The 24,338-nt window shown below is 60.4% G+C and carries 24 protein-coding genes and 1 pseudogene; 12 read left to right on the top strand and 13 right to left on the bottom strand.

What is annotated here, in order from left to right; all coding sequences use genetic code 11:
• Positions 1-145: 145 nt before the first annotated feature.
• The gene (locus tag HV711_RS30900; protein ID WP_244142778.1) at positions 146-382 is read right to left on the bottom strand and encodes a hypothetical protein; all 237 of its coding nucleotides are present in this window, start codon (positions 380-382) and stop codon (positions 146-148) included.
• A 515-nt stretch (positions 383-897) separates the two neighbouring features.
• Here HV711_RS30900 and HV711_RS30895 point away from each other — a divergent pair.
• Positions 898-1,245 (top strand): RidA family protein, encoded by a 348-nt coding sequence (locus HV711_RS30895; protein WP_341809909.1) that lies wholly within the window; start codon positions 898-900, stop codon positions 1,243-1,245.
• A gap of 74 nt (positions 1,246-1,319) precedes the next feature.
• Here HV711_RS30895 and HV711_RS30890 read toward each other — a convergent pair whose 3' ends face one another.
• Entirely contained in the window at positions 1,320-2,072 is a 753-nt protein-coding gene (locus HV711_RS30890) for a glutathione S-transferase family protein (RefSeq protein WP_082201566.1), read from the bottom strand.
• 67 nt (positions 2,073-2,139) lie between these two features.
• Complete coding sequence (locus HV711_RS30885) at positions 2,140-3,450, bottom strand: NAD(P)/FAD-dependent oxidoreductase (protein WP_035484125.1); 1,311 nt, start codon at positions 3,448-3,450, stop codon at positions 2,140-2,142.
• 254 nt (positions 3,451-3,704) lie between these two features.
• Here HV711_RS30885 and nthA point away from each other — a divergent pair.
• The 3 genes and pseudogenes from nthA (at position 3,705) to HV711_RS30870 (ending at position 5,413) form a co-directional block, all read left to right on the top strand.
• Positions 3,705-4,372: pseudogene (nthA, locus tag HV711_RS30880) on the top strand (nitrile hydratase subunit alpha).
• Positions 4,369-5,040 carry a nitrile hydratase subunit beta gene (nthB, locus tag HV711_RS30875; protein WP_035484124.1) on the top strand — a complete coding sequence of 224 codons (672 nt, stop codon included), beginning with the start codon at positions 4,369-4,371 and terminating at the stop codon, positions 5,038-5,040. Before nthA ends, nthB begins: the two are co-directional and overlap by 4 nt.
• A 1-nt stretch (position 5,041) precedes the next feature.
• Positions 5,042-5,413 (top strand): nitrile hydratase accessory protein, encoded by a 372-nt coding sequence (locus HV711_RS30870; RefSeq protein ID WP_035484122.1) that lies wholly within the window; start codon positions 5,042-5,044, stop codon positions 5,411-5,413.
• 643 nt (positions 5,414-6,056) lie between these two features.
• Here the strand turns inward: HV711_RS30870 and HV711_RS30865 are convergent.
• A complete protein-coding gene (locus tag HV711_RS30865; RefSeq protein WP_028362281.1) occupies positions 6,057-6,578 on the bottom strand; it encodes a hypothetical protein in 522 nt (173 codons plus the stop codon).
• A gap of 200 nt (positions 6,579-6,778) precedes the next feature.
• Between HV711_RS30865 and HV711_RS30860 the strand changes: the two genes are divergently transcribed.
• Complete coding sequence (locus HV711_RS30860) at positions 6,779-7,051, top strand: hypothetical protein (RefSeq protein WP_015002232.1); 273 nt, start codon at positions 6,779-6,781, stop codon at positions 7,049-7,051.
• Positions 7,052-7,221: 170 nt separating this feature from the next.
• Here the strand turns inward: HV711_RS30860 and HV711_RS30855 are convergent, their stop codons facing one another.
• Together HV711_RS30855 and HV711_RS30850 are read right to left on the bottom strand one after the other, a co-directional pair.
• Positions 7,222-7,467, bottom strand: a complete 246-nt coding sequence (locus tag HV711_RS30855; RefSeq protein ID WP_013587887.1) for a hypothetical protein — start codon at positions 7,465-7,467, stop codon at positions 7,222-7,224.
• A 53-nt stretch (positions 7,468-7,520) separates the two neighbouring features.
• Positions 7,521-7,847, bottom strand: coding sequence for a hypothetical protein (locus HV711_RS30850; RefSeq protein WP_013587888.1), 327 nt, complete (start codon positions 7,845-7,847; stop codon positions 7,521-7,523).
• 208 nt (positions 7,848-8,055) lie between these two features.
• On the opposite strand from HV711_RS30850, the gene HV711_RS30845 reads away from it, so the two are divergent.
• The 3 genes from HV711_RS30845 to HV711_RS30835 all read left to right on the top strand — a co-directional run bounded on the left by HV711_RS30845 (position 8,056) and on the right by HV711_RS30835 (position 10,867).
• On the top strand, positions 8,056-8,394 hold the full coding sequence (locus HV711_RS30845) for a hypothetical protein (RefSeq protein WP_035484118.1): 339 nt from the start codon (positions 8,056-8,058) through the stop codon (positions 8,392-8,394).
• Between the two features lie 326 nt (positions 8,395-8,720).
• A complete protein-coding gene (locus HV711_RS30840) occupies positions 8,721-9,413 on the top strand; it encodes a phosphatase PAP2 family protein (protein ID WP_035484116.1) in 693 nt (230 codons plus the stop codon).
• A gap of 203 nt (positions 9,414-9,616) precedes the next feature.
• On the top strand, positions 9,617-10,867 hold the full coding sequence (locus HV711_RS30835) for a serine hydrolase domain-containing protein (RefSeq protein ID WP_035484115.1): 1,251 nt from the start codon (positions 9,617-9,619) through the stop codon (positions 10,865-10,867).
• 40 nt (positions 10,868-10,907) lie between these two features.
• Here HV711_RS30835 and HV711_RS30830 read toward each other — a convergent pair whose 3' ends face one another.
• A complete protein-coding gene (locus HV711_RS30830; protein ID WP_035484113.1) occupies positions 10,908-11,753 on the bottom strand; it encodes a CPBP family intramembrane glutamic endopeptidase in 846 nt (281 codons plus the stop codon).
• A gap of 305 nt (positions 11,754-12,058) precedes the next feature.
• Between HV711_RS30830 and HV711_RS30825 the strand changes: the two genes are divergently transcribed.
• A complete protein-coding gene (locus HV711_RS30825) occupies positions 12,059-13,090 on the top strand; it encodes an alpha/beta fold hydrolase (protein WP_035484111.1) in 1,032 nt (343 codons plus the stop codon).
• A 200-nt stretch (positions 13,091-13,290) separates the two neighbouring features.
• Here HV711_RS30825 and tssE read toward each other — a convergent pair whose 3' ends face one another.
• The 6 genes from tssE to tssK form a co-directional block, all read right to left on the bottom strand.
• A complete protein-coding gene (gene tssE, locus HV711_RS30820; RefSeq protein ID WP_028362273.1) occupies positions 13,291-13,722 on the bottom strand; it encodes a type VI secretion system baseplate subunit TssE in 432 nt (143 codons plus the stop codon).
• Positions 13,723-13,734: 12 nt separating this feature from the next.
• Positions 13,735-16,437 carry a type VI secretion system ATPase TssH gene (tssH, locus tag HV711_RS30815; RefSeq protein ID WP_035484128.1) on the bottom strand — a complete coding sequence of 901 codons (2,703 nt, stop codon included), beginning with the start codon at positions 16,435-16,437 and terminating at the stop codon, positions 13,735-13,737.
• 133 nt (positions 16,438-16,570) lie between these two features.
• On the bottom strand, positions 16,571-17,056 hold the full coding sequence (locus tag HV711_RS30810) for an Hcp family type VI secretion system effector (RefSeq protein WP_028362271.1): 486 nt from the start codon (positions 17,054-17,056) through the stop codon (positions 16,571-16,573).
• 162 nt (positions 17,057-17,218) lie between these two features.
• Positions 17,219-19,000 carry an OmpA family protein gene (locus HV711_RS30805; RefSeq protein ID WP_425195037.1) on the bottom strand — a complete coding sequence of 594 codons (1,782 nt, stop codon included), beginning with the start codon at positions 18,998-19,000 and terminating at the stop codon, positions 17,219-17,221.
• Positions 18,937-19,680 carry a DotU family type IV/VI secretion system protein gene (locus HV711_RS30800; protein ID WP_035484109.1) on the bottom strand — a complete coding sequence of 248 codons (744 nt, stop codon included), beginning with the start codon at positions 19,678-19,680 and terminating at the stop codon, positions 18,937-18,939. The genes HV711_RS30805 and HV711_RS30800 overlap by 64 nt, the downstream gene beginning before the upstream one ends.
• A complete protein-coding gene (tssK, locus tag HV711_RS30795; protein ID WP_035484107.1) occupies positions 19,677-21,041 on the bottom strand; it encodes a type VI secretion system baseplate subunit TssK in 1,365 nt (454 codons plus the stop codon). Before tssK ends, HV711_RS30800 begins: the two co-directional genes overlap by 4 nt.
• 550 nt (positions 21,042-21,591) lie before the next feature.
• On the opposite strand from tssK, the gene tssB reads away from it, so the two are divergent.
• The 3 genes from tssB to HV711_RS30780 all read left to right on the top strand — a co-directional run.
• Positions 21,592-22,104, top strand: coding sequence for a type VI secretion system contractile sheath small subunit (gene tssB, locus HV711_RS30790; RefSeq protein WP_028362267.1), 513 nt, complete (start codon positions 21,592-21,594; stop codon positions 22,102-22,104).
• 72 nt (positions 22,105-22,176) lie between these two features.
• Positions 22,177-23,709, top strand: a complete 1,533-nt coding sequence (tssC, locus tag HV711_RS30785) for a type VI secretion system contractile sheath large subunit (RefSeq protein ID WP_035484105.1) — start codon at positions 22,177-22,179, stop codon at positions 23,707-23,709.
• Between the two features lie 83 nt (positions 23,710-23,792).
• The coding region (locus tag HV711_RS30780; RefSeq protein WP_254604936.1) for a contractile injection system protein, VgrG/Pvc8 family at positions 23,793-24,338 on the top strand (546 nt) is incomplete at its 3' end.

Below are 24,338 nucleotides of genomic sequence, written 5' to 3'. Positions count from 1 at the left end.
AAAATTCCCCCAAAAAGCCGTCCAACTTTTGGGGGGCAGTTCAAAATAGGTGGACACCTATGCTCCTCGCTCAGAGCGTCAGTTGGTAGACGTCGATAATGGATCGCTTACGGTTGATTGGCAGTCAGCCGTTTGAAGCTCCGCGTCATTCACCGTTGCTGACGGCTGCTTTCGCTTTCAGTACTGAACCGCCTGATTGCGTAGCGGTCTTGCCGTTGTCGCCATAAGCCGTATCGGTCTGTACTTGCGTTGGTTGCGTCTCATGCGTCACTGTCTGCTTCGTCATCAGCTCGGTCAGAGCTTTGTCTTCTGCATCGCCTTGCTCGGCAATTGCCGCTGGCAGCACGGCGAGCATCGCAACGAACCCTATAAGCGCTTTCATGATGCGTCTCCGAGAAATGTTTTTTGCAGTACGCGGGTTCCTCCATGGATAACGGATAGGACAACTACAGTTTCGTGCGTCGCCGACTCAAGGCGCGTTTGACTTATGGGAGAGGGCAGGTTTCATCTGAATGTGGGTAAGTGGCAGGGTTGAGTCGGGTGGTGCAAGCCGCGAGGGGCGGGGCAGGGAGCATTGGTGCTGGTGGGTGCCTTTTTTTGCCGGCGGCGGTTCGGGGGTCGCGAATGGCGCACCATTTTCACGCCAATGGCTGGTTTGCTTTTCGCAAAAACGTATCCACCTTATTGAGGACGCGAGGGACAACCCCGCCGCGCCGCGCATATACATCGTCACACAAAGAATCTGAGTCCTGAGGAGCGAGACATGGCAAGAATCGAAAGAAAGTTGGCGGAAATGGGCTTGGTGCTCCCACAGCCTCTAGATATGCCGGCGAACCTGCAAATGTCGTTGCCGTTCGAATGGGTGCGTGTCAGGGGAAAAAGAGCCTTTCGGGGCACGTGCCGCTCAATCCTGACGGGACCATTGCGCGCCCGATCGGCAAAGTCGGCCGGGAAGTCTCGCTCGACGAAGGCTATACAGCGGCGCGGTTGGTGGCGCTGGCACAACTCGCGAGTCTGCAGAAAGCGCTCGGCGACCTTGACCGTATTACAGGTTGGCTCCGCGTCTTTGCAATGGTGAACACTGCTCCGGGCTTTGAACAGACACCTCGGATCGCAAATGGTTTCTCGGATCTGATCCTCGAGCTGTTCGGTCGCGACATTGGAATGCATGCTCGGTCCGCCGTCGGGATGGTTCTTCCTTTAAACGTGCCCGTCGAATGTGAGGCGGAGGTTGAGTTTGAATGACGGCGCCCGTCGCGACAACGGGCCGGCACAAGCCCGGGAAGCACGCAGCTCAGGGCCGACTGCAACTTCACTTGTTAATCAGGGCGGCGCACCCACCACCGTTTCCAGATTCGATCGTGGTAGTCGACGAGCCGCTTTTCGCCTGCAATGTACGAGCGGAGCGGGCTCTGAAACGGATGAGCCAGCGTGCAATGCACCAAGGCAAATCCGGTCGCATCTAGCGTGCTCGGTACATCACCGAACAGATAAGTTTTGTCGCTCAAGAACTCGGCCACTGCACGCCACGCTTCGACCCCCATCTCGGAGATTTCATCATAGGTGTGTCGCCCGACGCCTTGCGCCCACACTTGTTGCATCATTCGCCGACGCGCCAACGCCAATGGAATCGGCGAAATCAATGGAAGCACGTGCGAGCCGACGCCCGGTGTGCATCGTCTCGCATAATCAATCAGGAAGGGCCGATAGATAGCCATATTGCTGTCTATGCCCCAGCGGAAGTACACTCCGATAAAATACAGATCGTTTTCGAACAGCGACTTGAAGGCTAGCAGCTGCGCAGTCTCGAGCGCACTCAAGTGGCTGTTGTTCAGCGCGTGCGGATAGCGACGTTGCAACTCACGAATGATAAAACTGGAGTCCGCAATCAGCTCTCCGTCTATGGAGACGACGGGAAGCTTCCCTTTCGGCATTCTGGCGCAGTTGCCGGTTCGCGTCTCATAGGGCAGGCCGGACATGCGCAGCCAGGTTTCCAGCTTCACGACAAAGGGGCTGATATCGGGCGATTCATCGCTCGACCCATATCCAAACTTGTAGACGATGATCGGCATCTGCCTTCCATGAAAAGTAGCTTGGACTACCGATTCGAGCTTTGGCGATGGCTGAGGCGATCACCGATCAGACCGGTGCGTCGCGCTGCGCGCTGCAGGATGCAGGCCTCCTAAGCCGAATCCAGAGCATCCGCAAGACTGCCTGCGGCGCGAGAAACTGACCGGGCCCGTTCAGACGGGCCGCAAAGTTGTGTAGATGCCTGGACGCCCAATCGTCTTGCGCCGCCGCTGCAAATGCCAATCGCTCAAGCACGTTAAATTTACGGCGGCGCGCCATGTCGCGGACAAAGAAGCGGTGTCCGTACAGTTTGCGTGATACCGTCCTCGCGTAGCAATTGAGCGCACCGCGCAAGGGGCGATTGTCCCGCAAGGCAGATGCCAGCGCGTCGACTAGCCATTCAGCCGTCTGGAATGCGAAACCGCAACCCACGCCGGGCAACGGATCAAGACTCATCAATGCGTCTCCTATAAACGCGATATTGCGCGCCGACGGTCGCCCCGACAAATTTGGATAGTCTTTGACCATTAACACCCTTCCCTCCGGAATCGCCGTCGACAAGTCAGGAGCATCGGGAAAACTCGCCATGGCCCGCGTCAGTGAATCGCGTGGCGAAAGATGAAATTCATCGAACGCATCCTTGGATGACATATACGCCACTACCGTTATGCCATCGTCGTTCGGAAAGATGTAACCCATTTCTGCCCCGCGCATCCACATCTGCGAACACGTACCACGCACCAGTCGAACTCCGCGGTAGGCAGCGGAAGCGCCGAAGCGCGTATTCAACGTTGAGACGGCCCTAATCCCTGCGAGCGTTGCGAGCGGAGAATTTCTGCCGTCCGCGCCGACCAGAAGGCGCGTTTCGAGTACCGCTGAATCCATGCCTGCCAACTCTACACGCTTCACTTCTCCCTGTTGCTCGACGAGCCGTTGCACGTGACAGCCGAGGAAGCTCGTGACACCAGGGGTCGTAACGGCGAGGCGGCGAAGAATCGGGTCGAGCGTGCGGCGCTGAACGTTGTATCCAAACAGCTCGATACCGTCTTTATCGACGGGGGAAACATTGCCGATCCAGCCATAGCGTGTCCATATATCGATGCTGTTGCGTATGGCGCCAGCCTCCTCAATGAGGCAATCAAGACCAAGACGACGGATGGTAGGCGTGGCACTAGGCTGGATAAAATGTGTGCATAGCTGCTTGTATGCATCCGCCTTCGCATGATGCTCCACGAGAGCTACACGTAGACCCTCCAGCGCGAATAGGCGCGCCGCAGTGCAACCGGCGATACCGGCACCGACAATTACAACGTCGAAACTTACGTCGGTGTGTTTGTGGCGCGCGGCTGTTTCACTGCTTAAGAGTATGGAGCGGTTCATCCATTCCTCCTGTTGAGCATCCGAGGCGCACCTCTGTACATGCCCCACGAAGTATGGGTATGGCTTGTCGCTGAGGGCAGTCCGGAAATGACAATATGCGACGCATATGCGCCATGCAGTCAGAACTGCGTTGAATTTCGGCGGACTTCGACTAATGTGGCACGCGGCGGGGACGCTACGACGTATTGCTCAAGCTTGGCGTGCCTCAAAACACTCGGACGTGCATCCATTCGGGCACCTTCTGATGAACTCCCATGAGCGCTAGCAGTTCTGCTCGCGACGACGCGGGCGACGCGCATGCCGCAGCTCACGACCACGCGGGCAGTGCACTCCCGCAGGTGGACGTGCGCGTTCGTGCGCTGGAATCCTTGCTGGTTGAGAAGGATATATCGATCCACATGCTCTCGACGTACTGATCGAAACGTACGAGCATCGGATTGGACCGCGCAACGGTGCCCGCGTGGTCGGAAAAGCGTGGTGCGACCCCGCTTATAAGCGATGGTTGCTCGACGACGCGACCGCCGCGATCGCCTCGCTTGGCTATGAAGGGCGCCAAGGGGAGCATATGGTCGTGCTGGAGAACAGCACTTGCGTGCATAACATGGTGGTCTGCACGCTGTGTTCGTGTTATCCGTGGCCGGTCCTTGGGCTTCCGCCGGTCCGGTACAAGTCGGCGCCGTACCGGTCCCGAGCGGTGATTGATCCGCGAGGCGTACTGAAGGAATTCGGTTTTGAATTGTCAACTGAAGTCGAAATTCGCGTGTGGGATTCGACTTCTGAGGTTCGCTATCTTGTTCTGCCCATGCGGCCGCCCGACACTGCCGGTTTTTCTGAGGAAGCGTTAGCCGGGCTCGTCACGCGTGACTCGATGATCGGGACCGGCCTCCCGAAAATGCCGGAACCAGCGAGAAATCCGTCATGAACGGTGCGCAAGATGTCGGCGGCATGCAATCATTCGGCCCGATTCGCCACCAGGCCGATACGTCGGTTTTTCACGCTGACTGGGAGCGGCGCGTGCTGGCAATGACATTGGCGATGGGTGCCGTGGGTAAATGGAACATCGACATGTCTCGTGCCGCGCGGGAGAGATTGCCGCCAGCGCAATATCTGGCAAGCACCTACTTCGAGATATGGTTCGAAGCTCTGAAAACGCTGCTCATGGACACCGGCTTGTTGACGGCCGCGGAAATCGCAAGCGGCGTCCCGGATAATTGCGGCAACTCCGTGCCTCGTGTCTTGATGGCTAACGACGTCGCTGCGGCGCTACGCCGTGACAACCCTGTAACTCGACCAGCGGTCACCGAGGCGCGCTTCAGGGTCGACGACCAAGTACTGACCCGTCAGTTGAACCCTTCCACCCATACGCGATTGCCGCGCTATTGTCGAGGCAGGCGGGGGCGGGTTATCGCGGTGCACGGTCCGCAGGTTTTCCCAGACTCCAATGCGATGGGGCTCGGGGAGGAGCCGCATTGGCTTTATACCGTGCAGTTCACTGGGGCAGAACTTTGGGGAAAAGATACGACTGCAGCAAGTGTTTGTGTGGATTGCTGGGAACCCTATCTGGAGTATTCAAACGTTACGCCTATCTGATATGCCGCATACCCGCTCGAGTTCTCGTGAACTGCGCGACGTCTTGCCTGCCTTGCCTTGTAGCGACGCCGAACCTGCTTTCAGTGCGCCATGGCAAGCCCGGGCGTTTGCCATGACGTTGAGACTGCATGAGCTTGGCGTGTTCACGTGGGCCGAGTGGGCGGAATGCTTGGGGCAGACCATCCGCGAGGCGCAGGCTGCTGGCGAACTGGAGTACCGCGACAGCTACTATTATCACTGGTTGGCGGCATTGGAGCGCATCAGTGCGAACAAGGGATTGGTGACCGACCGCAGTCTCGGACAGCGGCAGAACGAGTGGGACATCGCCGCGCGGAATACGCCGCACGGACAGCCGATTGAGATAAAACGATAGTGCGCGGTTTGATGCTCGCCAGGTGATTGTCGACGAGGGCTGAGCTCCTTTCCGGAATATGTGATGTCACGCCTCGACCGCGGCTAACGGTCAAGAAAGCCGCATTCGATGCAGGTGCCCGGCAAACGAATCACGGACTCGAAATACTCCGCGAGATCACAGTTTGCAGGTCCACCAAAGGTATCGCGGTTACAGTCACGGCGACCGTCTCCGACTCCGGCAGTAGGCCCGCAAGTGCCGCGAGTCCGGTCGCGCACACGGCGATCAGAAAGAGGGCACCGATAGCAACGATTCCGCTTCGATAGGTTAGCTTCGTGCCGTGTGAGTTTGCAAAGAGCCGCATCATGGCTGTCTCCTGACGATGCAGCTAAACTTGCAACGACTGTGCCGACGGCGATGCATTCACGCTGCCGACCGCAGCGCCCCGCCGCACGGGCATCGAACCAAAGCGGCGGGAGCGAAGCAGCAATCCGATGTTGGGTCTGTCCCAACAAGGAGCACCGCTTCGTGTCTCAGAGGGCAACACTCGAGCGGTGACCTTCTTGCTGCTTTACGTTCTATCGGAGGCGCTGGAGCGCCGCCTCTGCCGTCCGTGTCCTCGCGCTAAGGCTTCAGCGCTGCAAAGCGCGATGTGCTGCGAACATCAGCGCGTTGTCTCGGGATCGGGCCAAGGCCAGCCCCTTCGCGTGCCTGGTCCCGTTCGCGCGGCGGATGGCGTGGCAGATGGTGCAGCCGCAGCCGCTGCGGCTCGCTGCCTGGCCTCGCCTGCCGGTTCGCCACTGACGCTCGTTTTCATTTTCGGGAGCCTCGTCCCGAACCACGTCACCTTGTTCTGCACATGAGCGACGTACGAGTCCCAGCCTCGCGGGTTACCTTCAAAGAGTGCCTGTTGAACAGTCGATGCAAGCGACTCGTGGTCGAGCGTGGTATCCAGAAGGTCCTGCGGCCACCGCGAGAATGCACTGGCGACGCGTGCGCCGAAATCGCTCACCGTCATTGTCGGATCAAGCGCTCGCAGAAATGCGAGGTTTGCGGGCAGATCCTGCTGGCTTAAAAGCTGGACCACCGGCATTTCGGGCGCGCCTGCCCGAGCCAAAGAGCTGGACGCGGCCAGCATGTCGCCCAGGTGAAGCAGCAGTTCTCGTCTGTCGAATCGGTCGTCCATCGAAATTCTCCGCGCGTTGCGCCCCGGCCAGAAATAGGTCCGTGTCGGCGCAACGCTTGCACCTGGCGCATCTTATCGCGGCGCGCCTTCGTCGGCAGCGGTGTCGTGTTTGCGCCCAGGCCCTTTTGTTCCTCAGCGCCCGACTGTTGCGCACCGCACTTGCGCTAGACTGACTCGAAGAACCTTAAAAGGAGACGAGGATGATACGCAAGACGCTCAATGCCTCGCAGTTGCAGCAGGAAGTCAGCCGGCGAATTCACCGACTGCAGGAAGTCGTCGAGGATGGCGTGAAGATTCGTGTGCCGAGGCCGCAGTTGCAGGAGGCGGACAAGACAGGCTGCAACTGGAACATGACACAGTTCGGCAATGCAATCGGCTTCGAGCGCGACATCGAGGGCGTGCTCAAAACCGTGCGCGCGGAATATAACCTCAGCACCGAGGTGAAAAGCGGCGGCAACCCGTTTGAGGATTAGTCTCGGAAGACATCCGTTGCGGGGTGGGTTGCGAGGACGTCGGCGGGAAAAGTTCGTTAACCTAAACGTCTAGGTAAGGCACGCTATTGCAGATAATCGGTGCTTTCTTGCCCGCTAACTCAACAGTGACCAGGCACCCCACGCTCCCAGCGCACAAAAGAAGCGCACCGTCATTGGGCCGGTACAGCCTGGCGCTGCGCGGCTCGTTCCTGTGCCTGCTGTTGGGCGTGCTGCTTCGCGAGGTGTCTGCCGACCACGCAGCCACCCACGGCGCCGACGACGGCGTGATGGCCGGCGTAGTGCCCAGCCACTCCGCCCACCACCGCGCCCTTGAGGCAGCCCGCGGCGTTTGCCGCGCCTGTCGTAGCGATCAGCGTTGTTGCAAGCAAAGCGATTCTAGTCAGGCCAGTTTTCATTCGAAGACACCCACAAGTCATCGTTAGAGAATGCCACGCGTTTGGACGTCGTTTCAATAACCGCGCCATTCACGCTCGCGCCACTCATGCTCGCGCCATTCGTGGCGACGCCATTCGCGTTCGCGCCACTCACGACGTTCGCGCCACTCGCGGGCGCGCCAGTCGTCGCCATATGCAACGGCGACCGGCGGCGGACCATACACAACCGGCGCGGCAGGCGCGTAGACCACCGGAGGCGGCGGTGCATAGACCGGCTCTGCCGGCGCGTAGACGCCGAGCGGAATACCGATGCCCACGCCAATGTCGACGTGAGCCGACGCGGCGCTGGATGCCGCCAGAGCGGCCAAACCGAGTGCGATGCCCAGAAGTTTGTTATTCATTTTGCTACTCCCCGCACGCTTTGCGTGCCGCGTCAGTGAACATGGCTCGAAGTCTAGGGGTGGGCCCGCCACACAGGTGAAACGGCAATGCGAAATTGGTAACACCGGGTAACCGGCAATGCACTCGAAGCGCAGACGCGGATGTGCCATGATGTCGACAGGACAGACGTGCGAGACGGCAACATCGCCTATCGCCAAGGGAGGCCACATGACGAATGACGATAAGCCCGCTGCCGGGGATTCGCAGCAGCAAGCCGAAGCGCTCCAAGCCCTTGCGGGGTATCTTGAGCGATCGCTTGATAGAGCCTGCAGCGTCATCATGATGCGACATACCGCAGACGTCTGTACCGTCTATCTCGGCGACCCGGAATCTACACGCGCCGAGCTGAAGCAGATCGGCGCCATTTCGATTCCGCTTGCCAATGAGATGCTCGGGTCCACCTCTTCGGGCGCGAACCTGCTGCAGATCGGCGACCAGCACTATCGCTTCTCGCGAATCTTCGGGCAGGTCGACGGCGTGGCGGCCGTGGTGTTCGCCGCGCTGTAGATGTTGAAACGGCGTGGTTCTGACGACAGAGCGGCGTAATCGATGGCGAATGGAAGGGATGCGTAAGCCGTCGGTAAAGAAACATCGGCTCGCGCCGTGGCCTCTTACAGCGGCATTACATTGACTGGCGCCGTCCGGCGCCAGCGCGAGAAGAACCTTTAGGCGTACGTGCGCAAGCGCGCCTTCGCGAGTCGTTGCGGAACGCTCGGCGGCGGTAAATCGCATACTCTCGGCGTAGGCGGACAGGCGAGGCAACGGGTAGATGTCACACAGTTCGCCATGCAGGCGATTGCCGTTTCATCTCTATCTTATTGCCCACTAAAAAAATGAACAGCTTCGACACCAGCATAGAGACTTTCTTTAGCGGATTCAGTTCTTGTCTGCTGTGCAACCACGCCGTGCGCGCCATTGCAGGGATGTATTCGTTCAAGGGGCTCATGCTGATCCCCGTTTTATGGTGGATATGGTTTCAGTCGGACGAGCGTCGGCAATGGAGACGCGAAGTCGTCATTGCGACGGTTGCGAGCGGGCTACTGGCTCTTTTCAGTGGAAGAGTTCTTGCGCATTTCTTGCCGTTCCGCATGCGTCCGGCTTTTTCGCCGAAACTGCATCTTCACTTTCCATTCGTGCCGCCGAACGAAAGCATGTTGGCCACGTGGAGCTCGTTTCCAAGCGACCATGCGATGCTGTGGATGTCCGTTGCGGTAGGCATTTTTATCGTGTCGAGGCGCATCGGCACGCTGGCATTGCTCTACGTGGTTCTCTTCATTTGCATGCCCCGCGCCTATCTAGGCTTTCATTATCCGACCGACTTGCTGGGCGGCGCGGCGATCGGCGTCGTCATTACCTGCGTCATGACTCGCGACGCCGTAAGAAGCCGTTATGCGGCCCGCGTGTTGAGTTGGATAGAACGCTATCCGGGCGCATCGGCGATGCTCGGGTTCGTGTTATGTCTGGAACTCGTCACGCAGTTCGATGAAATCAGGAACTTCGCTACCTCCGTCGCCAGGATCATTTGATCGGGCCAGGCCCCCTAGGGGCGCGCAAGACTTTTAGCCGGTCCCTATTGGCATAAATCGCACACGGATCCGCAATCCACGTCCTATAGTTGTTCAGCGCGGTTAGAAACAGAAGCGACGGCGAGGGCCGGTCCGGGCAATGCCGTACCGCCTCTCAGCTGGCCACAGGACGCTGGCTCGATGATCAGGAAGGGGAAACGCAAATGGCATCTTCCCGTTTTGCGATGTGCGTGTCATATGTGCTCTTTCGTCGGATTTATGCGGTTGTGCTTGCGTTGGTACTGGGCGCGGCCGTGGCCGGTTGCGGCGGCGACACGCTCACACCCACTGAGCCCGCCTTTGCCACCGCGGCGCGTCCCCAGATCGACGCATTGCTCGCAGAGACCCTCACACCGGGTGCTGTGGTTTATGTGCAGTCGCCGAGCGGCAATTGGCTCGAATCGTTCGGAACGGCAGCGCGGGGCACCCACACGCCGATTCCGACCAACGCGCATTTTCGGGTGGGCAGTGTGACGAAAACGTGGACCGGCACAGTGATTCTGCAACTCGTGCAGGAAGGCAAGCTGGCACTGGGCGACCCCGTGAGCAAGTACATTGCGAACGTGCCGAATGGCGACAGCATCACGATAGAGGAATTGCTGAGCATGCGCAGCGGCCTCTATAACTACTCAACCAGCCTCGCATTTAATCAGACGCTCGACGCGCAACCGAACAAGGTATGGACTACCAAAGAGTTGCTCGATATCGCATTTAGCCAGCCTGTGTATTTCGCGCCCGGCACGGACTTCCGCTACTCGAATACGAATACGGTTCTGCTTGGCCTGATTATCGAGCAGTTGACGGGCATGAGTGCCGCCGACGCAATCAGGACGCGTCTTTTCACGCCGTTTGGTTTGACTGAGAGCTATCTTCCGCCTCAGGACGACACATCGTTGAGGATACCGGCGCCGCATGGCTATCAGTGGGGCACCAATGCGGAAACGGCGGAAAGCGACGCATTGTCCCCCGCGCGTCAGGCGGCCGCAAAAAACGGAACGCTGCAGCCCACGGACGTCACGTCGGTGAACACATCATGGGCATGGACCGCCGGCTCAGGCATTTCGACCATAACCGAACTCGCCGCCTATGTGCAGCGCATGGTCGGCGGAGGCTATCTGAGCGCCGACCTCCAGGCGCAACGGCTCGCCAGCTGCCAGTCGACCCAGCCGTCGGATCCGGGCGCTGCGAGCTACTGCCTCGGGCTGGCGAAGTTCGGCACGTTCTATGGACACACCGGCGAAATACCCGGCTTCAATACGTTCATGGGCTACGATCCGGTGACGAGGACGACTATCGTCACATGGGCGACGACGGCAGCGGCGCCGGACGGCACGCCGCCAGCTAACGGCATCGCGCGAATTCTGATGGCGGAGCTCAGCAAGGCAGCAGAGGTGCCGAGCGAAGGGCGGCCTTAACTCGCAAGTGGGCCTGCTGTGCCTCGCGCCGGCGCTATCGTTACACGCGTGCGATGAATGGATAAGTGAACAAACCGAACTGAATCAGGTTGAGGCCAAAGTGAGTCAGCATCGCGGCCTGCAAGCCTCCCGCGCGGTAGGCAAGACCGGAGCCGAGTCCGGCAATGGTTGCGAGCACAACGAGTAGTGCTCCGCCTTGGGAATGTAACGCGCCGAACAGAACCGCGCCCACGACAAGCGCGACCCATTGAGCATGAGGGCGATCAACAGTCAGGCGAGCGATGCCGCCCTGCACATAGCCGCGGAAAAACGCCTCCTCCGCAAAAGCGACCAGCAGCAGGTTATTGAGCGCCCAGAGCCAGCCAAGATGCGGCCACTTGGGCGCCCACGCGATGGATCCGGCAACAAATGCGATCGACAGGCAGATGAGCGACGTCGCGGCGCAGGCCGCGACCGCTGATACGGCGAGCGCGCGCCAATCTTTTTCCGGCTGAATCCATGGGTACGTCAGCACCAGCCAGAAGCCGATTAGCGGCTTGTCGAAGTTCAGGTACATCGTGAACGGGGCGGCGTCAGGCGTGAGCCGTTCAGCATGAAAAACCTGCAGATTATGAAACCCCGGTAGCCAGTGTTGAAAAAGGCCTATCGCCAGAGCGACAAAAACAAGATTGCACAAAAGCCTGGCGGCAGGCGGCGGATCGCGTTGCAATAACAGGCCCGTGCCGGCAAGTAGCGTAATCGGTATGGCGGCGAGTGGCTGCAAGACTCCGAACCCAAACGCGAGCCCGTAACCAAGGGCCAGCAGGCCGAGCGTCGAAAGACGAGGTCCCCGGACAACGACTGATACAGCAGCAAGAAAGATGGCAACCCACGGCAACGCGTGCATTGAGACGTCCAGAAAAAATTAACGGGTTCTACCTGATACGCATGGGTATGACGCAGCCGTGCGAGGGTAGCCGAGGTACGCTTTGTATCACAACGTATCCGGACTGAGGCCGGATACATAACGTTGCACCCGCGAGCGCTGCGGACATAAGCGGGATACGTCCACCGCGTTTAATACGTTCACGCGAGTCGAACGCATCGTCGCCGGCAAGCGCAAGCGCAGCCGGCTTTGCGCCACGCGAATGGTGTGAGGCTTCGACTGCCGCCTTCGTCTTTCACAGCTCTCAACACAAAGGACAATGAGCCATGTCTGAACAGATCAACACACGGCGCCGCCGTCTGCTTGGCACGACCGTCGCGGGCCTCAGCTTGATGGAACTCGGTTTGAGCGGCCTCGCCAATGCACAGGCCGTCGGCAGCACGTCGGCTTCGCGGGTTGCCTCATTTGCGAACCTGCGGCAAGTCAATGCCGGCACGCTCAATGTCGGTTATGCGGAAGCAGGCCCGCAGGATGGACCCGTTGTCATTCTGCTGCACGGCTGGCCCTACGACATTTACAGCTTCGCTGAAGTGACACCCTTGCTCGTCGCTCGGGGCTACCGCGTTATCGTGCCGTATTTGCGCGGCTACGGCACCACGCGCTTTTTGTCGCCGGATACGCCGCGCAATGGGCAACAGGCTGTGGTTGCAGTCGATGTGATTGCGTTGATGGATGCGTTGAAGATCGACAAGGCGATTTTCGGCGGGTTCGATTGGGGCGGGCGCACGGTGAATATCATTGCGGCCCTGTGGCCGGAACGTTGTAAGGCGATGGTGTCCGTGAGCGGTTATCTGATCGGAAGCCAGGCGGCGAACAAGGCGCCGCTGCCGCCGAAGGCGGAGCTCGCGTGGTGGTACCAGTTTTATTTCGCGACCGAGCGCGGCTATGCGGGCTATGAGAAGAACCGCAACGAGTTCAACAAGCTGATCTGGCGTCTCGCGTCGCCCAAATGGAATTTCGACGACGCGACATTCGATCGCACGGCTCAGTCGTTCAGCAATCCGGATCATGTCGCCGTGGTGATTCACAACTATCGCTGGCGACTCGGGCTTGCAGAGGGCGAGTCGCAATACGACGAACTGGAACAGCGCCTCGCCAAAGCGCCGACCATTTCAGTGCCGACCATCACGATGGAAGGGGACGCGAACGGCGCGCCGCATCCCGAACCCGCAGCTTATGCGAAGAAGTTCACCGGGAAGTACGCGCATCGCAACATCGGCGGGGGTGTGGGCCATAACCTGCCGCAGGAAGCGCCGAAGGCATTTGCGGATGCGATTGTGGATGTGGCGCGGTTTTGAGCGGGACGGGGCGGCGGTTCGCGCGTGATATCTCGTGACGTCGGAGGAAGCCGTGTCGGATTCGCGGTACTGTGGTGAGCCTTTTCGTCGGTGTCGGCTTAGTTTTCACGCGTCGCGTTTATCTTCAGTCGGGAGGTTCGGCATTGTTTTGGTGGGACGAAGATTCGATCTAAACGGGCCGTACGCTACCTTGCCACTTATCAACTGACGGGTCGTGCCTGTTGCCGGTGCTCGACCCGCATGCGGCCGGGTGGTTCGAAGTATGTCCCGAACCTGACGAGTCCCGCTTTCCGGAGGTGACATGTCATCTCGAAACTTACGAGCACGCCGGGATCGTCGTTCTCGAGGATATCGACATCGATTTTGCGAATGCGGGGTTCGTATTTGAGCAGCGTCGCCTCCATTTGCTCCTTAAGCAGGTGCGCGGAAGCGGGCAATGCCTTGTAGATGTTGGTCAAATCCGGCAAGCCATAGTCGGGCAGATGCTTGAGCGCACCCGCGCGCGTGTTGAGAATGCGCCGCACGTTCTGTTGCACGCTCAGGCATTCGAGCGTCCGGTCGTCGTGGGCGTCGAGCGGCTCGCCCCCGATCTGGCCGAGCAGCATGTCGTAGAGAGAAGGGCCGGCCGCCATGGCGTCGCTCCGCTATGCAACGAGCGGTGCGTGCGCTTCAGCGTGCGCCGCTTCGTCGCGGTCAACGAAATCGATCGTCAGGCCGCGTTCGGCCGAGCTCGACAACGCGATCGTCGCTGGCACGGCGCCGCTCGCCATGCGTGCGAGCAACTCGCCCGACACGGTCGGGAGGATGCGCTGGTTCAGGAATGCGTCGACGTTGCGCGCGCCGGATTCACGAGCGAGACACAGTTCAGCCATCGTCTCAATCAGCGACTCGTCGCAGGTCAGCTCGATGCCTTGCTGACGGCGCAGGCGATCGGCGACTTTGCCGAGCTTCATGCGCACGATGGACTGGAGCGCGGTCGCACCGAGCGGTCGGTAGATCAGCGTCTGGAAGCGAGCAAGCAGCGCCGGCTGAAAGTGCGCGACGAGTGCCGGACGGATGATCTCGAGCAGCGCGGCCTGTGCAATCTCAGGATTGTCTGCCGTCGCTTCGTCGATCTGCGCGCTGCCCAGGTTGGAGGTCATCAGGATCACGCAGTTGCGGAAGTCGATCACGCGCCCCTCGCCGTCACGCATGACGCCGCGATCGAATACCTGATAAAAGATGTCAAGCACGTCGCGATGAGCCTTCTCGATTTCGTCGAGCAGCACGACGCTATAGGGACGCTGGCGCACTGCCTCCGTCAGAATGCCGCCACGGCCATATCCGACGTAGCCCGGGGGCGAGCCCTTCAACTGCGACACCGTGTGCGGTTCCTGGTACTCCGACATGTTGATTGTCGTGAGCGCCGCTTCGCCGCCAAACAGCAGATCGGCCAGGGCCAGGGCGGTCTCGGTTTTGCCTACGCCTGACGGGCCAGCTAGCAGAAATACGCCGAGCGGAGCATGCTCATTCTTGAGTCCCGCCTTTGCGGTGCGCAGACTCTCGGCAAGCGCGCCCAGTGCGTCGTCCTGAGACACGACGCGCGTAGCAAGCTGCGCTTCGAGTGCGAGCAGGCACTGGAGTTCGTCCTCGACGAGATGGCCGACCGGCACGCCCGTCCATTCGGCGACGACGCGCGCGATCGCCTGTGCGTCGACGTCGGCAAAGATCAACGGTCCCTTGCCTTGAGCGTTAGCAAGTGCATGCCTCGCCTGAGCCAGTGAAGCGTGGTCGCGTCGAGCCGGTTCTCGTTCACGCCATTCGTGCAGCGCCTGCACGAGCCTCAACTCGCTCGCATAACGAGACTGCAAATCCGCCAATTCTGCCTTCGCCTTTACAAGCGTTGCGCCCAGTGTTGCCCGGTGCGCTTGCGCGTGGTCCATGCCTGCACGCGCGTCGTCGGCCAAAGTCGCGTCCTCGAGTTCCAGAGCCGCCACCGAGGCGCGTGCCCGCTGCAGTTCCGCCGGCGGGGATTCGAGGCCCATGCGGACGCGCGCGGCTGCCGTATCGATCAGGTCGACTGCCTTGTCCGGCAGTTGACGTGCGGGAATGTAGCGGCGCGAAAGTTTCACCGCGGCGACCAGCGCCTCGTCGCGAATGTGAACATGGTGATACTCCGCGTAGCGATTCCTGAGGCCACGTAGCATCAGGCACGCAGCGTCGTCGTCAGGCTCTTCAACCTTGATGATCTGGAAACGTCGCTCGAGCGCGGCGTCGCGCTCGAAGAATTCCCTATATTCCGACCAGGTGGTGGCGGCGATTGTGCGCAACGTGCCGCGCGCGAGCGCAGGCTTGAGCAGGTTGGCGGCGTCGGCGCTCCCTGCTGCGTTACCGGCGCCGATCAGCGTGTGGGCTTCGTCGATGAACAGCAGGATCGGCACTAGCGAGGCTTGCACCTCGTCGATCACGTTCTTCAGCCGCTGTTCGAACTCGCCTTTGACACCAGCGCCAGCCTGCAGCAGCCCAAGGTCGAGTGTGAGGATGCGCGCGTCGCGGATCACTTCAGGCACGCTGCCCTCGGCTATGCGCAGCGCAAGCCCCTCAACGAGCGCGGTTTTGCCTACACCCGGATCACCGACCAGGATCGGATTGTTCTTGCGCCGACGTGCGAGCACGTCGACCATCTGCTGGATCTCACGGTCGCGGCCGAATACGGGATCAATCTGGCCGTTGCGCGCCTTGTCGGTCAGGTCGAGCGCAAAGCGGGCGAGGGCATGTGCGCCGCCATTTTGCTGGACTGTTCGAGCGTCCGGGGCCGCTGTCCCGGGTGCGTGCGCATCGTCCGGCGCGGCGCGAGCCGGTTCGGTCATCTGCGCATCCAGATCGTCTTGTGCGCTCTCACACGAACGATGGGCGAGACGCAGCAGGAGCCGTTCGATCTGGGCACTGCTGATTGACAGCAGCGGCCAGATATTCTGCGCACGCAGCACGTGCGGAGCGTCGACGATGGCTTGCATCAGGTTGCCCGACCGAATCGATGCGTCATCGTTACCCGCCGCGGCTCTAAGCGAGGCGTCTTGTAATACGGTCGCCATTTGAACGGACAGCGCCGGCTTGCCGCGGAGGTCGCGGGGTACGTGCTCGATGGCTGCGATCAGCGCGTCCCACAGCGCATCGACATCGATCCCATAGTGTCGGAGGATTGCCGGAATGTCGCCGTCGCCTGCCTCGATCAGCTTCAGCAGCCAGTGCTCGACTGTTATCTCGTCCGAAAGCCGCGCGAGGCAAAGACTCGCAGCCGCCTCGAGCGCCTTCGCGCAATGCGGATTGAGTCGGCGGAGCAGGTGAGTGGTATCGCGCAAGATCATGAGGGAGCGGTCGGAATTGAAGCGGGTGATGGCCATCGTTCAGCGCCGCTCCTGGGTGGAAGAAGGTCAGCCCGAGCCCGGACTGGCAAAGGAACCGGCAGCAGCAAGCCAGTTCCACCAAGCAGTGCGGATATCAGGAACGCTCGTTCCAGGTGTCCTTGTGGATGATGTTGCCGTCCTTGTAGGACCAGGTGATCGTCTCGTAGCGCAGTTCGACGTTCTCGAGATGGTTGTGTTTCTCGTACTCCGGCTTCTTGATGTCGTACATGACCGGGTTGACGGCCACGATCTTGACGTTGTCGAGCTTCGTGTTGAAGTACTCTTTTTCCTTGCCCGCGTCGTCGATCCTGTACCACTTGATTTCGACAGACTTGAGCGTCTGACCGCTCGTCACAGCCTTGTACAGATACGGGGTCGACGCGTCCGTTTCCTTGGTCAGCTTGATCGGCTTGTGCACGCGGGTGCCGGTGAGCTTGCCCGTGTTGCCGTCGGTCGGGATGTGCACGCCGTGGTCGAATGCGACGAGTTCGACGCTGCCTTCACGCCCTTGAACTGTCACCGACCCCTTGATGTCCGCGCCGCCGTCGTCCTTGAGCCACATATAGGCCGGAATTGCCATTACTTCACTCCTTTTTGTGTACTGCAACAACTGCCCGGATCTCTACGCCGGGCCAGAGAAACCCGACGCGAAGTGCCTCGGGGCTAGAATCGTTCTTCATCTTTCCGACTGACCACGAGCACGAATGGCGTCCAGTCGCTCGAAGTCCTCGCAGCGTGGAACTCACTTCAGCGCGTCCGGTACCAGTGTGATTTCGACGCGCCGGTTCCTGGCGCGGCCGTCTGGTGTCTCATTGCTTGTGATCGGTCGCGTGTCGCCGTAGCCCTGGATAGCAAACTGTGTGGCCGGAATCCCCGACGCATCGATCAACCAGTCGCGCACGGCTTGCGCGCGCGCCGTCGATAATTTCAGGTTGCTGCCGGGATCGCCTACGTTATCGGTATAGCCCGCCACGAGAATCCGTTTATCCGGATGCCCCTTGATCATTTCGAGAGCGCCGACCATTGCACGTGTGTAGCCGGGCTTGAGTTGTGCGTGGCCGCTGTCGAACAGCGACATGCTGTCGAGCGTCACCACTGCCGGCGGGGGCGGCGGTGGTGCATAGGATGCAATGGCCTCGTTCACAGCCGGCATGAGCTGCGCACCCCGGTACATGCCGAATGACAGGGGAAGTGGAATGCCGGCGCGCGCATAACGGTCAAGTTGATCCCGATCGGCCACGAGTGTTTGTAGTGCCGCGCGCTTGGCCGTATCGTGCGCGGAAGGAATCATCGAATAGCGGCCCAGGTCCGTGCCGATGCGGGCTAGCAGCGCCTCGTTGTTCTTTGCCGACGCCCAGAACGCAACCGCGGCTGCAGATGCTACGAGCGCAAGCGCATGGGCAAAGGCTGCCATGCGTGGCGACATCCAGTATCGCCGGGGCAGCGCTTGAACCAGCGGTTGAGGCAGCGGCCAAGGGAGCGCAGAGGCCGGGGCCGGTGCGCGCATCACCCGCGTCTGCACCTCGACATCGCGTGCCCACGGGTTCGCTGGACCACTCGCGGGACCGCAATCGATCCAGCCGGCACCAAAGAGTGACCATGGGATGGCAGGGTGATGCCGATCCGAGAGCGCACCGATGACGACACGCTGTGTCCATCCGATGATCGACGCAAGGGCGGCCGCGTGCGCGGCTGCCGTGCGGTCGCGCGCCGCATGCTGCGCTTCGTTTTCGGCGGCGCGAATCACCGCTTCAAAACGTGCGGCATCGACGATGCGCGAAGTCGTTGAAACGCCATACCACTGAGGCGTGGCCAGGTCTGGAGGAGCGGCTGTGAGCCGCTGATACACGGCGACGTAGCCGGGTAATTGCCTGCCCAGCATGGGGGACGCATCCGCCGCGGCCTGCCGCACAACATGCAGTTGCTGTACAAGGATGTCCGCCCCTGTGTGCTGTGCCGGAACAACTGACAGCACCACCCCGTCCGGTGCGCGACCGTCGCGCCACTGTCTCACTGCGAGTGCAAGCCGCGGCAGATCCTGTGCCCGATCGACGCGCAGCCAGATTGCCCCGTCGCCCACATGCGCATGGCGGACGTCTCCCGCTCGGTCGAAAAGCGCGGATAGACCGTCGCCGGTCATGAGGACGAGGGGCATGCGCGTGCGCAATTTCACCGGAATATCGGCCGTCGCGGCGCCAAGCGCCGCGAGCACTTGTGCTCCCTGTTGCCGCGCGCGGGTCAGCCGGCGCGTGAACCAGGACGCGAGTGATAGCGCGACCACTGCGATCACTACCGTGAGCGTCCATGTCACACCGCGGCTAACCGTCAACACGAGCCAGACTACCGCGAGCGCCAACGCGGCCGCGAACAGCAGCATCGCGCGCACCGGATATCCCAGCCCCTTGAAGTCGTCATCGGGCGCTAGCGGTAAGGCCCCAGAGAGGACAGGCAGACCGGATTTCACGGGCGGGTGCCTTTCACCGACACTAGATGGGCAAGTTGCATGTCGAGTGCCGCCGCCCATATCGCCCAGACGATCACTGCAGCAATACCTGCCAGAGCCGCAACGGCCCACGGAGACAGCCGGTAAAACCAGTCGGACAGGCGCCGCCCCGCTTGGTCTGCGACAAACAGGCGTTCCGATGATGGTCGAAGTCTGTCCAGCCTGGCGTTGAGCGCCGCGATAAGGGCGGTGCGTTTTGCCTCGCCCTCGCGGGCGTAGCGGCCGACGAATCCCATGCCAAGGACCGCCGAGTAGCATTCGAGCAAATCGACGCACGGTACGCTCTCGCGCATACGTGCATCGAGCCGGTCGAACACGGTTTCGCCGGCGTCGTGCAGGTTGAACTGCTCGACCTGCAGCGGTTGCAGTTCCCAACCGGCACGCATATCTGCCGGCAGAGACCGCAGTACCGATTCGTCCAGCAACCCGCACTGGGCAATCAGGGCTTCCCGGCGCACGTCGTCTGGATACCGCCGGGCTTGCAGCGCTTCCGCAAAATGCGCGATCAGTTGCCTGCATCGGTTGCGCAGTTCGTCCGCCTCCTTCACTGCTCCACCGGTGCCAAGCGTGGTCACCAGCAATGCCGTGTCTCGCAGCAGGGCGCGCATGCTTTCGTGCGTGTCGTCGCGCGGCATGTCACTGTTGTCCGAGAGTTCGTCTAGCGCGGCAGGTTCCTGGTTGCTGGAAGTCAGGGCGTTCATGTACGCAGCACCGCGTAGAGTTGAAGCGCGGCATCGGGTATCGACGCCGGCAGGTAGATCTGACAGGCACGCGCGGCAAGCATCCTGGCATGCGCGGCGCTGGATGAATCGAGCGCGAAGTATTGGTTGTCGAGGCGTACCGGAATTGCGGCGGGCACTCGCTGCACCGTCTTCAGCGGAATACCCAGCAGCGCGGAATTGATGATGTGCCCAACGTCGTCGGGTGCGCCAATCTTGCACAGCCGCGGAAACTGCTCGACGAGCTCGAACGCGGCCATTGGCGCGTTCACCGACAGATACCAGTCAGCGGCATCTCCCGCGATACGCTCGTCGAGGAACTGCCCAGTCCATGTTGTCGGCGTCTTGCGCGTGAGCCCGATAGATACGACGCGTGACGGAATGATCGCGTCGAGCAGGTCGCGGATCATCGATTCGAGTTTCGCAAACACTTCGTCTGCGCAGACATGGTCGTACGTGGGAATGTCAGCCAGCTGCGCCCTGGTCGAGAACGTCATGAGTGCGCTCGCCAACTGGGCGAGTGTCGCGTACAGATGCTCCGGCGGCCGGCCGGGGTGGGTGAGACAGAGCCGCAGTTGCGGCCAGGCAGAATGGATACAGTGCAGTAGCCAGAAAAGCTGTACGTCGGCCACGCCGTATTCCACGATCTGCTCCATGCGCTCGCTGCGCCGAGCGCCGAGCGCGAGGCTTTTCGCCTGCAGGATGTCAGCGAGCCGGGCGATCCGTTCGAGGTGAAGCGGGTGACTGCCAAGCGTCAGGCAGGGAGGGACGAATGCATGATCGACGCGGAACTGACCGCCGCCCGAGCCGCTGCCGCTGCGAGTAAGCCGCACGATCGCGCACGCCGTGTCGTCCGCATGCGACTCGAAGTCGAACAGCAGGCGCACGGCATGACGTTCCGCGGCGATCTCTGTCTCAGTCACCCCGTTGAGGTCAGCCACCTTCACGAACTCACGGTATGAGCGACGCGGACGCGCCAGCGTGGCTTCATCGAAGCGGCAGTTGTTGCCGTTCGCATCGGGTAGAGCGAGCGCCGCGAGCACTGTGATGCTTTGCCGGTCAGCCGGAAGGCCATGCGTCAGATCGCGCCCCGCCGGGAGTGCGTCGGCCAGCGCGGTGTCGATCGGCGTGCCATCGGGAAAGCGAAGCTTCAGCCGCGTGAGCTTGAGACGGCCGGTCGCGAGCGCCTCTTCGTCGACCTCGACGCCCAGGGTGCCCCATGGCTCCGTGAGCACCGCAGTGGCGAACTGCTGCATCGCGAATCCGGCCCATCGGTCCTGTTGCTGAAAGTGCTGCTGCGTGAGGATCAAGCCCTCATGCCAGAGCGGTTTGTCTATCCGCATACGTGTGGTCTACGGCTTGTAGTGGTTATAAGTGGGCGCATTCTAATGACGGATCCGTAAATCGTAAACGCGAATAAGTAATTCGTCGTGCAAAACGTTATGGATTGTTATAAATTTTCGAATTGAAAATGAATTGTGTGACTCAGTTAGCATGAGCGGTGCGTTTGCGAATGGTGCTTCGCACTTTCTCATAATAAAAATTTGCAAAAAGTAGGCAGCCTGCGAGCAAGGTGGGCGTGTTATGCGATCGGGGATCGCGAGTTATGCTGATGAACCATCAAGAGGCAACGAATCCATAAGATTTTTCCGAAACTTCGTTTCACTAACTATATTTGTTCAGCAACGGGGGGGTGTGCTTTGACGCCGCGCGGGTAAAGATGTTTAATACGCCGTTGCAATAACGGCGCATGAATGAATGCCGAGCTTTGGGGGTGCCGTTAGTATTCGTTTGAGCCGCGTACGGCGTTTGAGACATGCGCCTGCTCGAAGAATGTCACCACATCGCTTGGATATTTCTGCGGATATTTTAATAAGATAAATAAGGAATCCTATGGACAGCTTCCAACGTGAAATTCCGAAAAGTCGTGTTTCGATCACCCTGGATCTGCATACGGGCGGGGCGCAGAAGAAGGTGGAATTGCCCCTCAAGCTGCTTGTCGCGGGCGACTTCAGTGCGGGCCGTGAACAGGCGCCGCTCGCCGAGCGCAAGAAGGTGAACATTGACAAGAACAACTTCGATGCTGTTCTGGCCGACTACGCGCCAGACCTGAAGCTCGCCGCGGAGAACACGTTGGCCGCTGATGGTTCAGAACTGCCCGTCACTCTCTCCTTTCGCTCGATGAAGGACTTCGAGCCGGAACAGGTGGCGCGCCAGATTCCGCAAATGCAGGCCATGCTTGCAATGCGCAATTTACTGCGCGATTTGAAAAGCAACCTGCTCGACAACGGCACTTTTCGTCGAGAATTCGAAAAAATTCTGAAGGACAGGCGTCTGTCAGACAAGTTGCGCGGCGAGCTTGCCCAGATTGCAACCGCGGCGACGCAACAGGAAGGCCATGCCTGAGGGCGGCCGGCCAAAGCTACCCGTTACGCCTTCCGCAATAACGTCGCCATACGAACCGAGACTGAGATAACCATGAAACAGAACGAAGCCCGTCAGGGTGCAGCGGAAACACTCGTGCTCGAGAACGACAGTGTGTACGCCTCGCTTTGCAACAAGATCAACCTTAACATCGTCGCCGAGGCCCGCCCGCTGGAAGCGTTTCGCGACAATGACATATTGGCCGAGGCATCGGCCGACGAACGCGTTGCCCGCGGCATGGACGCGCTGCTGAATCTGGTCGCGAAAGAAAGCAAGCCGGTTGACCGGCTCGACAAATCGCTGCTTGATTTCTACATCGGCCAGCTCGATCGGCAGATCGGTCGTCAGCTCGACGCTGTGATGCACACGCCGGAATTCCAGGCCCTCGAAGGCCGGTGGCGCGGTCTGAAGATGCTCGTGTCGCGTACGGACTTCCGCAGGAACGCGAAGATCGAAGTGCTCGACGTATCGAAGGACGCATTGCAGCTGGACTTCGAGGACACGCCCGAGCTGGTTCAGAGCGGCCTGTACCGCCTCGCCTATATCGAGGAATACGACACGCCGGGCGGGCAGCCGGTCAGCGCAATGATCAGCGATTTCGAGTTCACAAACTCGCCGATGGACATTGCACTGCTTCGCAACATCTCGAAGGTTGCGGCAGCCGCCCACACGCCGTTTATAGGTTCGGTGGGCGCCGCGTTTTTCGGCAAGAAATCGATGGAAGAAGTCGCCGCCATTCAGGATATTGGCAACTATTTCGACCGCGCCGAGTACATCAAGTGGAAGAGCTTCCGCGATACGGACGATGCCCGCTACGTCGGGCTGACGATGCCGCGGGTGCTCGGGCGTCTGCCGTACGGTAGGGATACCGTGCCAGTGCGCGCGTTCAACTATGAGGAGGGGGTGAGAGGCCCCGACCACGACAAATATCTGTGGGTGAATGCATCGTTTGCGTTTGCAGCCAACATGACGCGCAGCTTTGTGAACAACGGCTGGTGCGTGCAGATCCGCGGTCCCCAGGCCGGCGGCAAGGTGGAAGATCTGCCGGTGCACCTGTATGACCTTGGCACCGGCGCTCAGCCGAAGATCCCGACCGAAGTGCTGATTCCCGAGACCCGCGAGTTCGAATTCGCGAATCTGGGCTTCATCCCGCTGTCGTTCTACAAGAATCATGACTTTGCGTGTTTCTTCTCAGCCAACTCCACGCAAAAACCAGCACTGTACGACACGAAAGAGGCGACGGCGAACAGCCGCATCAATGCGCGCCTGCCGTACATCTTCCTGCTCTCGCGCATCGCGCACTATCTCAAGCTGATCCAGCGCGAGAACATCGGCACGACCAAGGACCGGCGCCTGCTCGAGATCGAGCTGAACAACTGGATCAAGGGTCTCGTGACCGAGATGAAGGACCCGGGCGATGAGTTGCAGGCGTCGCACCCGCTGCGTGAGGCGAAGGTGACGGTGGAGGACATCGAGGACAACCCGGGCTTCTTCCGCATCAAGCTTTTCATCATTCCGCACTTCCAGGTCGAGGGCATGGACATCGGGCTGTCGTTGGTGTCCCAGATGCCCAAGGCCAAAAGCTGATCCTGTAGGACGTAACTGTCAGTTGCCGGGGTCATGAGCACCCCGGCACCGCCGTTCATATCGTTCGTTTAACGGAGCTCTGTATGTCGTCGATCGTGCCTCTACAGGCTTACGAGTTGAAGCTGGCGCCGCATCCGGCGCCCTTTTCCGTGCTCAGATTCAGCGGTCGCGATGCGGTGAGCGAGTTGTACCGGTATGACATCGAATTCACCAGCCCCGTGTCCGGCATCCCGATGGAGCAGGTGGTCGGTCGGCCCGCAAAGTTCATCATCGCTCCGGTCGATCCGGAGATGGACTATCTGCGCAGGATGTTCGGCGAGAACGCGGACCAGTTCAGCCGGATGCCGCCCGCATACACGATCCATGGCGTGATCACGGAGTTCGATGAGTATCCGACGTCAGCCGACCAGACACACTATCGGGTGCGGCTTGAGCCGAAGCTCGCCGACCTGAACCGGGGCGTCACAAGCCGCCTGTTCCAGAAGCAGTCGGTCAAGGAAATCGTGACCGACACGCTGCGCCATGAGGGCTACCGTGCAGGTGTGGACTTCGAGTTCCGGTTGCGCCACCAGTACAGGCGGCACGAGTACGTCACGCAATATCACGAGACAACGTTTGGCTTCATCCAG

Origin of the sequence: Paraburkholderia phenoliruptrix (assembly GCF_902859825.1) — a bacterium.
In the GTDB taxonomy this organism is placed as follows: Bacteria; Pseudomonadota; Gammaproteobacteria; order Burkholderiales; family Burkholderiaceae; genus Paraburkholderia; species Paraburkholderia phenoliruptrix.
This window is presented reverse-complemented; position numbering and strand designations above follow the sequence as displayed.

Excerpts from the sequence above, each read along its gene's own strand:
- HV711_RS30900 (WP_244142778.1), bottom strand. The coding sequence starts at position 382 with ATGAAAGCGCTTATAGGGTTCGTTGCGATGCTCGCCGTGCTGCCAGCG.
- HV711_RS30890 (WP_082201566.1), bottom strand. The coding sequence starts at position 2,072 with ATGCCGATCATCGTCTACAAGTTTGGATATGGGTCGAGCGATGAATCG.
- HV711_RS30885 (WP_035484125.1), bottom strand. The coding sequence starts at position 3,450 with ATGAACCGCTCCATACTCTTAAGCAGTGAAACAGCCGCGCGCCACAAA.
- nthB (WP_035484124.1), top strand. The coding sequence starts at position 4,369 with ATGAACGGTGCGCAAGATGTCGGCGGCATGCAATCATTCGGCCCGATT.
- HV711_RS30870 (WP_035484122.1), top strand. The coding sequence starts at position 5,042 with ATGCCGCATACCCGCTCGAGTTCTCGTGAACTGCGCGACGTCTTGCCT.
- HV711_RS30865 (WP_028362281.1), bottom strand. The coding sequence starts at position 6,578 with ATGGACGACCGATTCGACAGACGAGAACTGCTGCTTCACCTGGGCGAC.
- HV711_RS30860 (WP_015002232.1), top strand. The coding sequence starts at position 6,779 with ATGATACGCAAGACGCTCAATGCCTCGCAGTTGCAGCAGGAAGTCAGC.
- HV711_RS30855 (WP_013587887.1), bottom strand. The coding sequence starts at position 7,467 with ATGAAAACTGGCCTGACTAGAATCGCTTTGCTTGCAACAACGCTGATC.
- HV711_RS30850 (WP_013587888.1), bottom strand. The coding sequence starts at position 7,847 with ATGAATAACAAACTTCTGGGCATCGCACTCGGTTTGGCCGCTCTGGCG.
- HV711_RS30845 (WP_035484118.1), top strand. The coding sequence starts at position 8,056 with ATGACGAATGACGATAAGCCCGCTGCCGGGGATTCGCAGCAGCAAGCC.
- HV711_RS30840 (WP_035484116.1), top strand. The coding sequence starts at position 8,721 with ATGAACAGCTTCGACACCAGCATAGAGACTTTCTTTAGCGGATTCAGT.
- HV711_RS30835 (WP_035484115.1), top strand. The coding sequence starts at position 9,617 with ATGGCATCTTCCCGTTTTGCGATGTGCGTGTCATATGTGCTCTTTCGT.
- HV711_RS30830 (WP_035484113.1), bottom strand. The coding sequence starts at position 11,753 with ATGCACGCGTTGCCGTGGGTTGCCATCTTTCTTGCTGCTGTATCAGTC.
- HV711_RS30825 (WP_035484111.1), top strand. The coding sequence starts at position 12,059 with ATGTCTGAACAGATCAACACACGGCGCCGCCGTCTGCTTGGCACGACC.
- tssE (WP_028362273.1), bottom strand. The coding sequence starts at position 13,722 with ATGGCGGCCGGCCCTTCTCTCTACGACATGCTGCTCGGCCAGATCGGG.
- tssH (WP_035484128.1), bottom strand. The coding sequence starts at position 16,437 with ATGATCTTGCGCGATACCACTCACCTGCTCCGCCGACTCAATCCGCAT.
- HV711_RS30810 (WP_028362271.1), bottom strand. The coding sequence starts at position 17,056 with ATGGCAATTCCGGCCTATATGTGGCTCAAGGACGACGGCGGCGCGGAC.
- HV711_RS30805 (WP_425195037.1), bottom strand. The coding sequence starts at position 19,000 with ATGGGCGGCGGCACTCGACATGCAACTTGCCCATCTAGTGTCGGTGAA.
- HV711_RS30800 (WP_035484109.1), bottom strand. The coding sequence starts at position 19,680 with ATGAACGCCCTGACTTCCAGCAACCAGGAACCTGCCGCGCTAGACGAA.
- tssK (WP_035484107.1), bottom strand. The coding sequence starts at position 21,041 with ATGCGGATAGACAAACCGCTCTGGCATGAGGGCTTGATCCTCACGCAG.
- tssB (WP_028362267.1), top strand. The coding sequence starts at position 21,592 with ATGGACAGCTTCCAACGTGAAATTCCGAAAAGTCGTGTTTCGATCACC.
- tssC (WP_035484105.1), top strand. The coding sequence starts at position 22,177 with ATGAAACAGAACGAAGCCCGTCAGGGTGCAGCGGAAACACTCGTGCTC.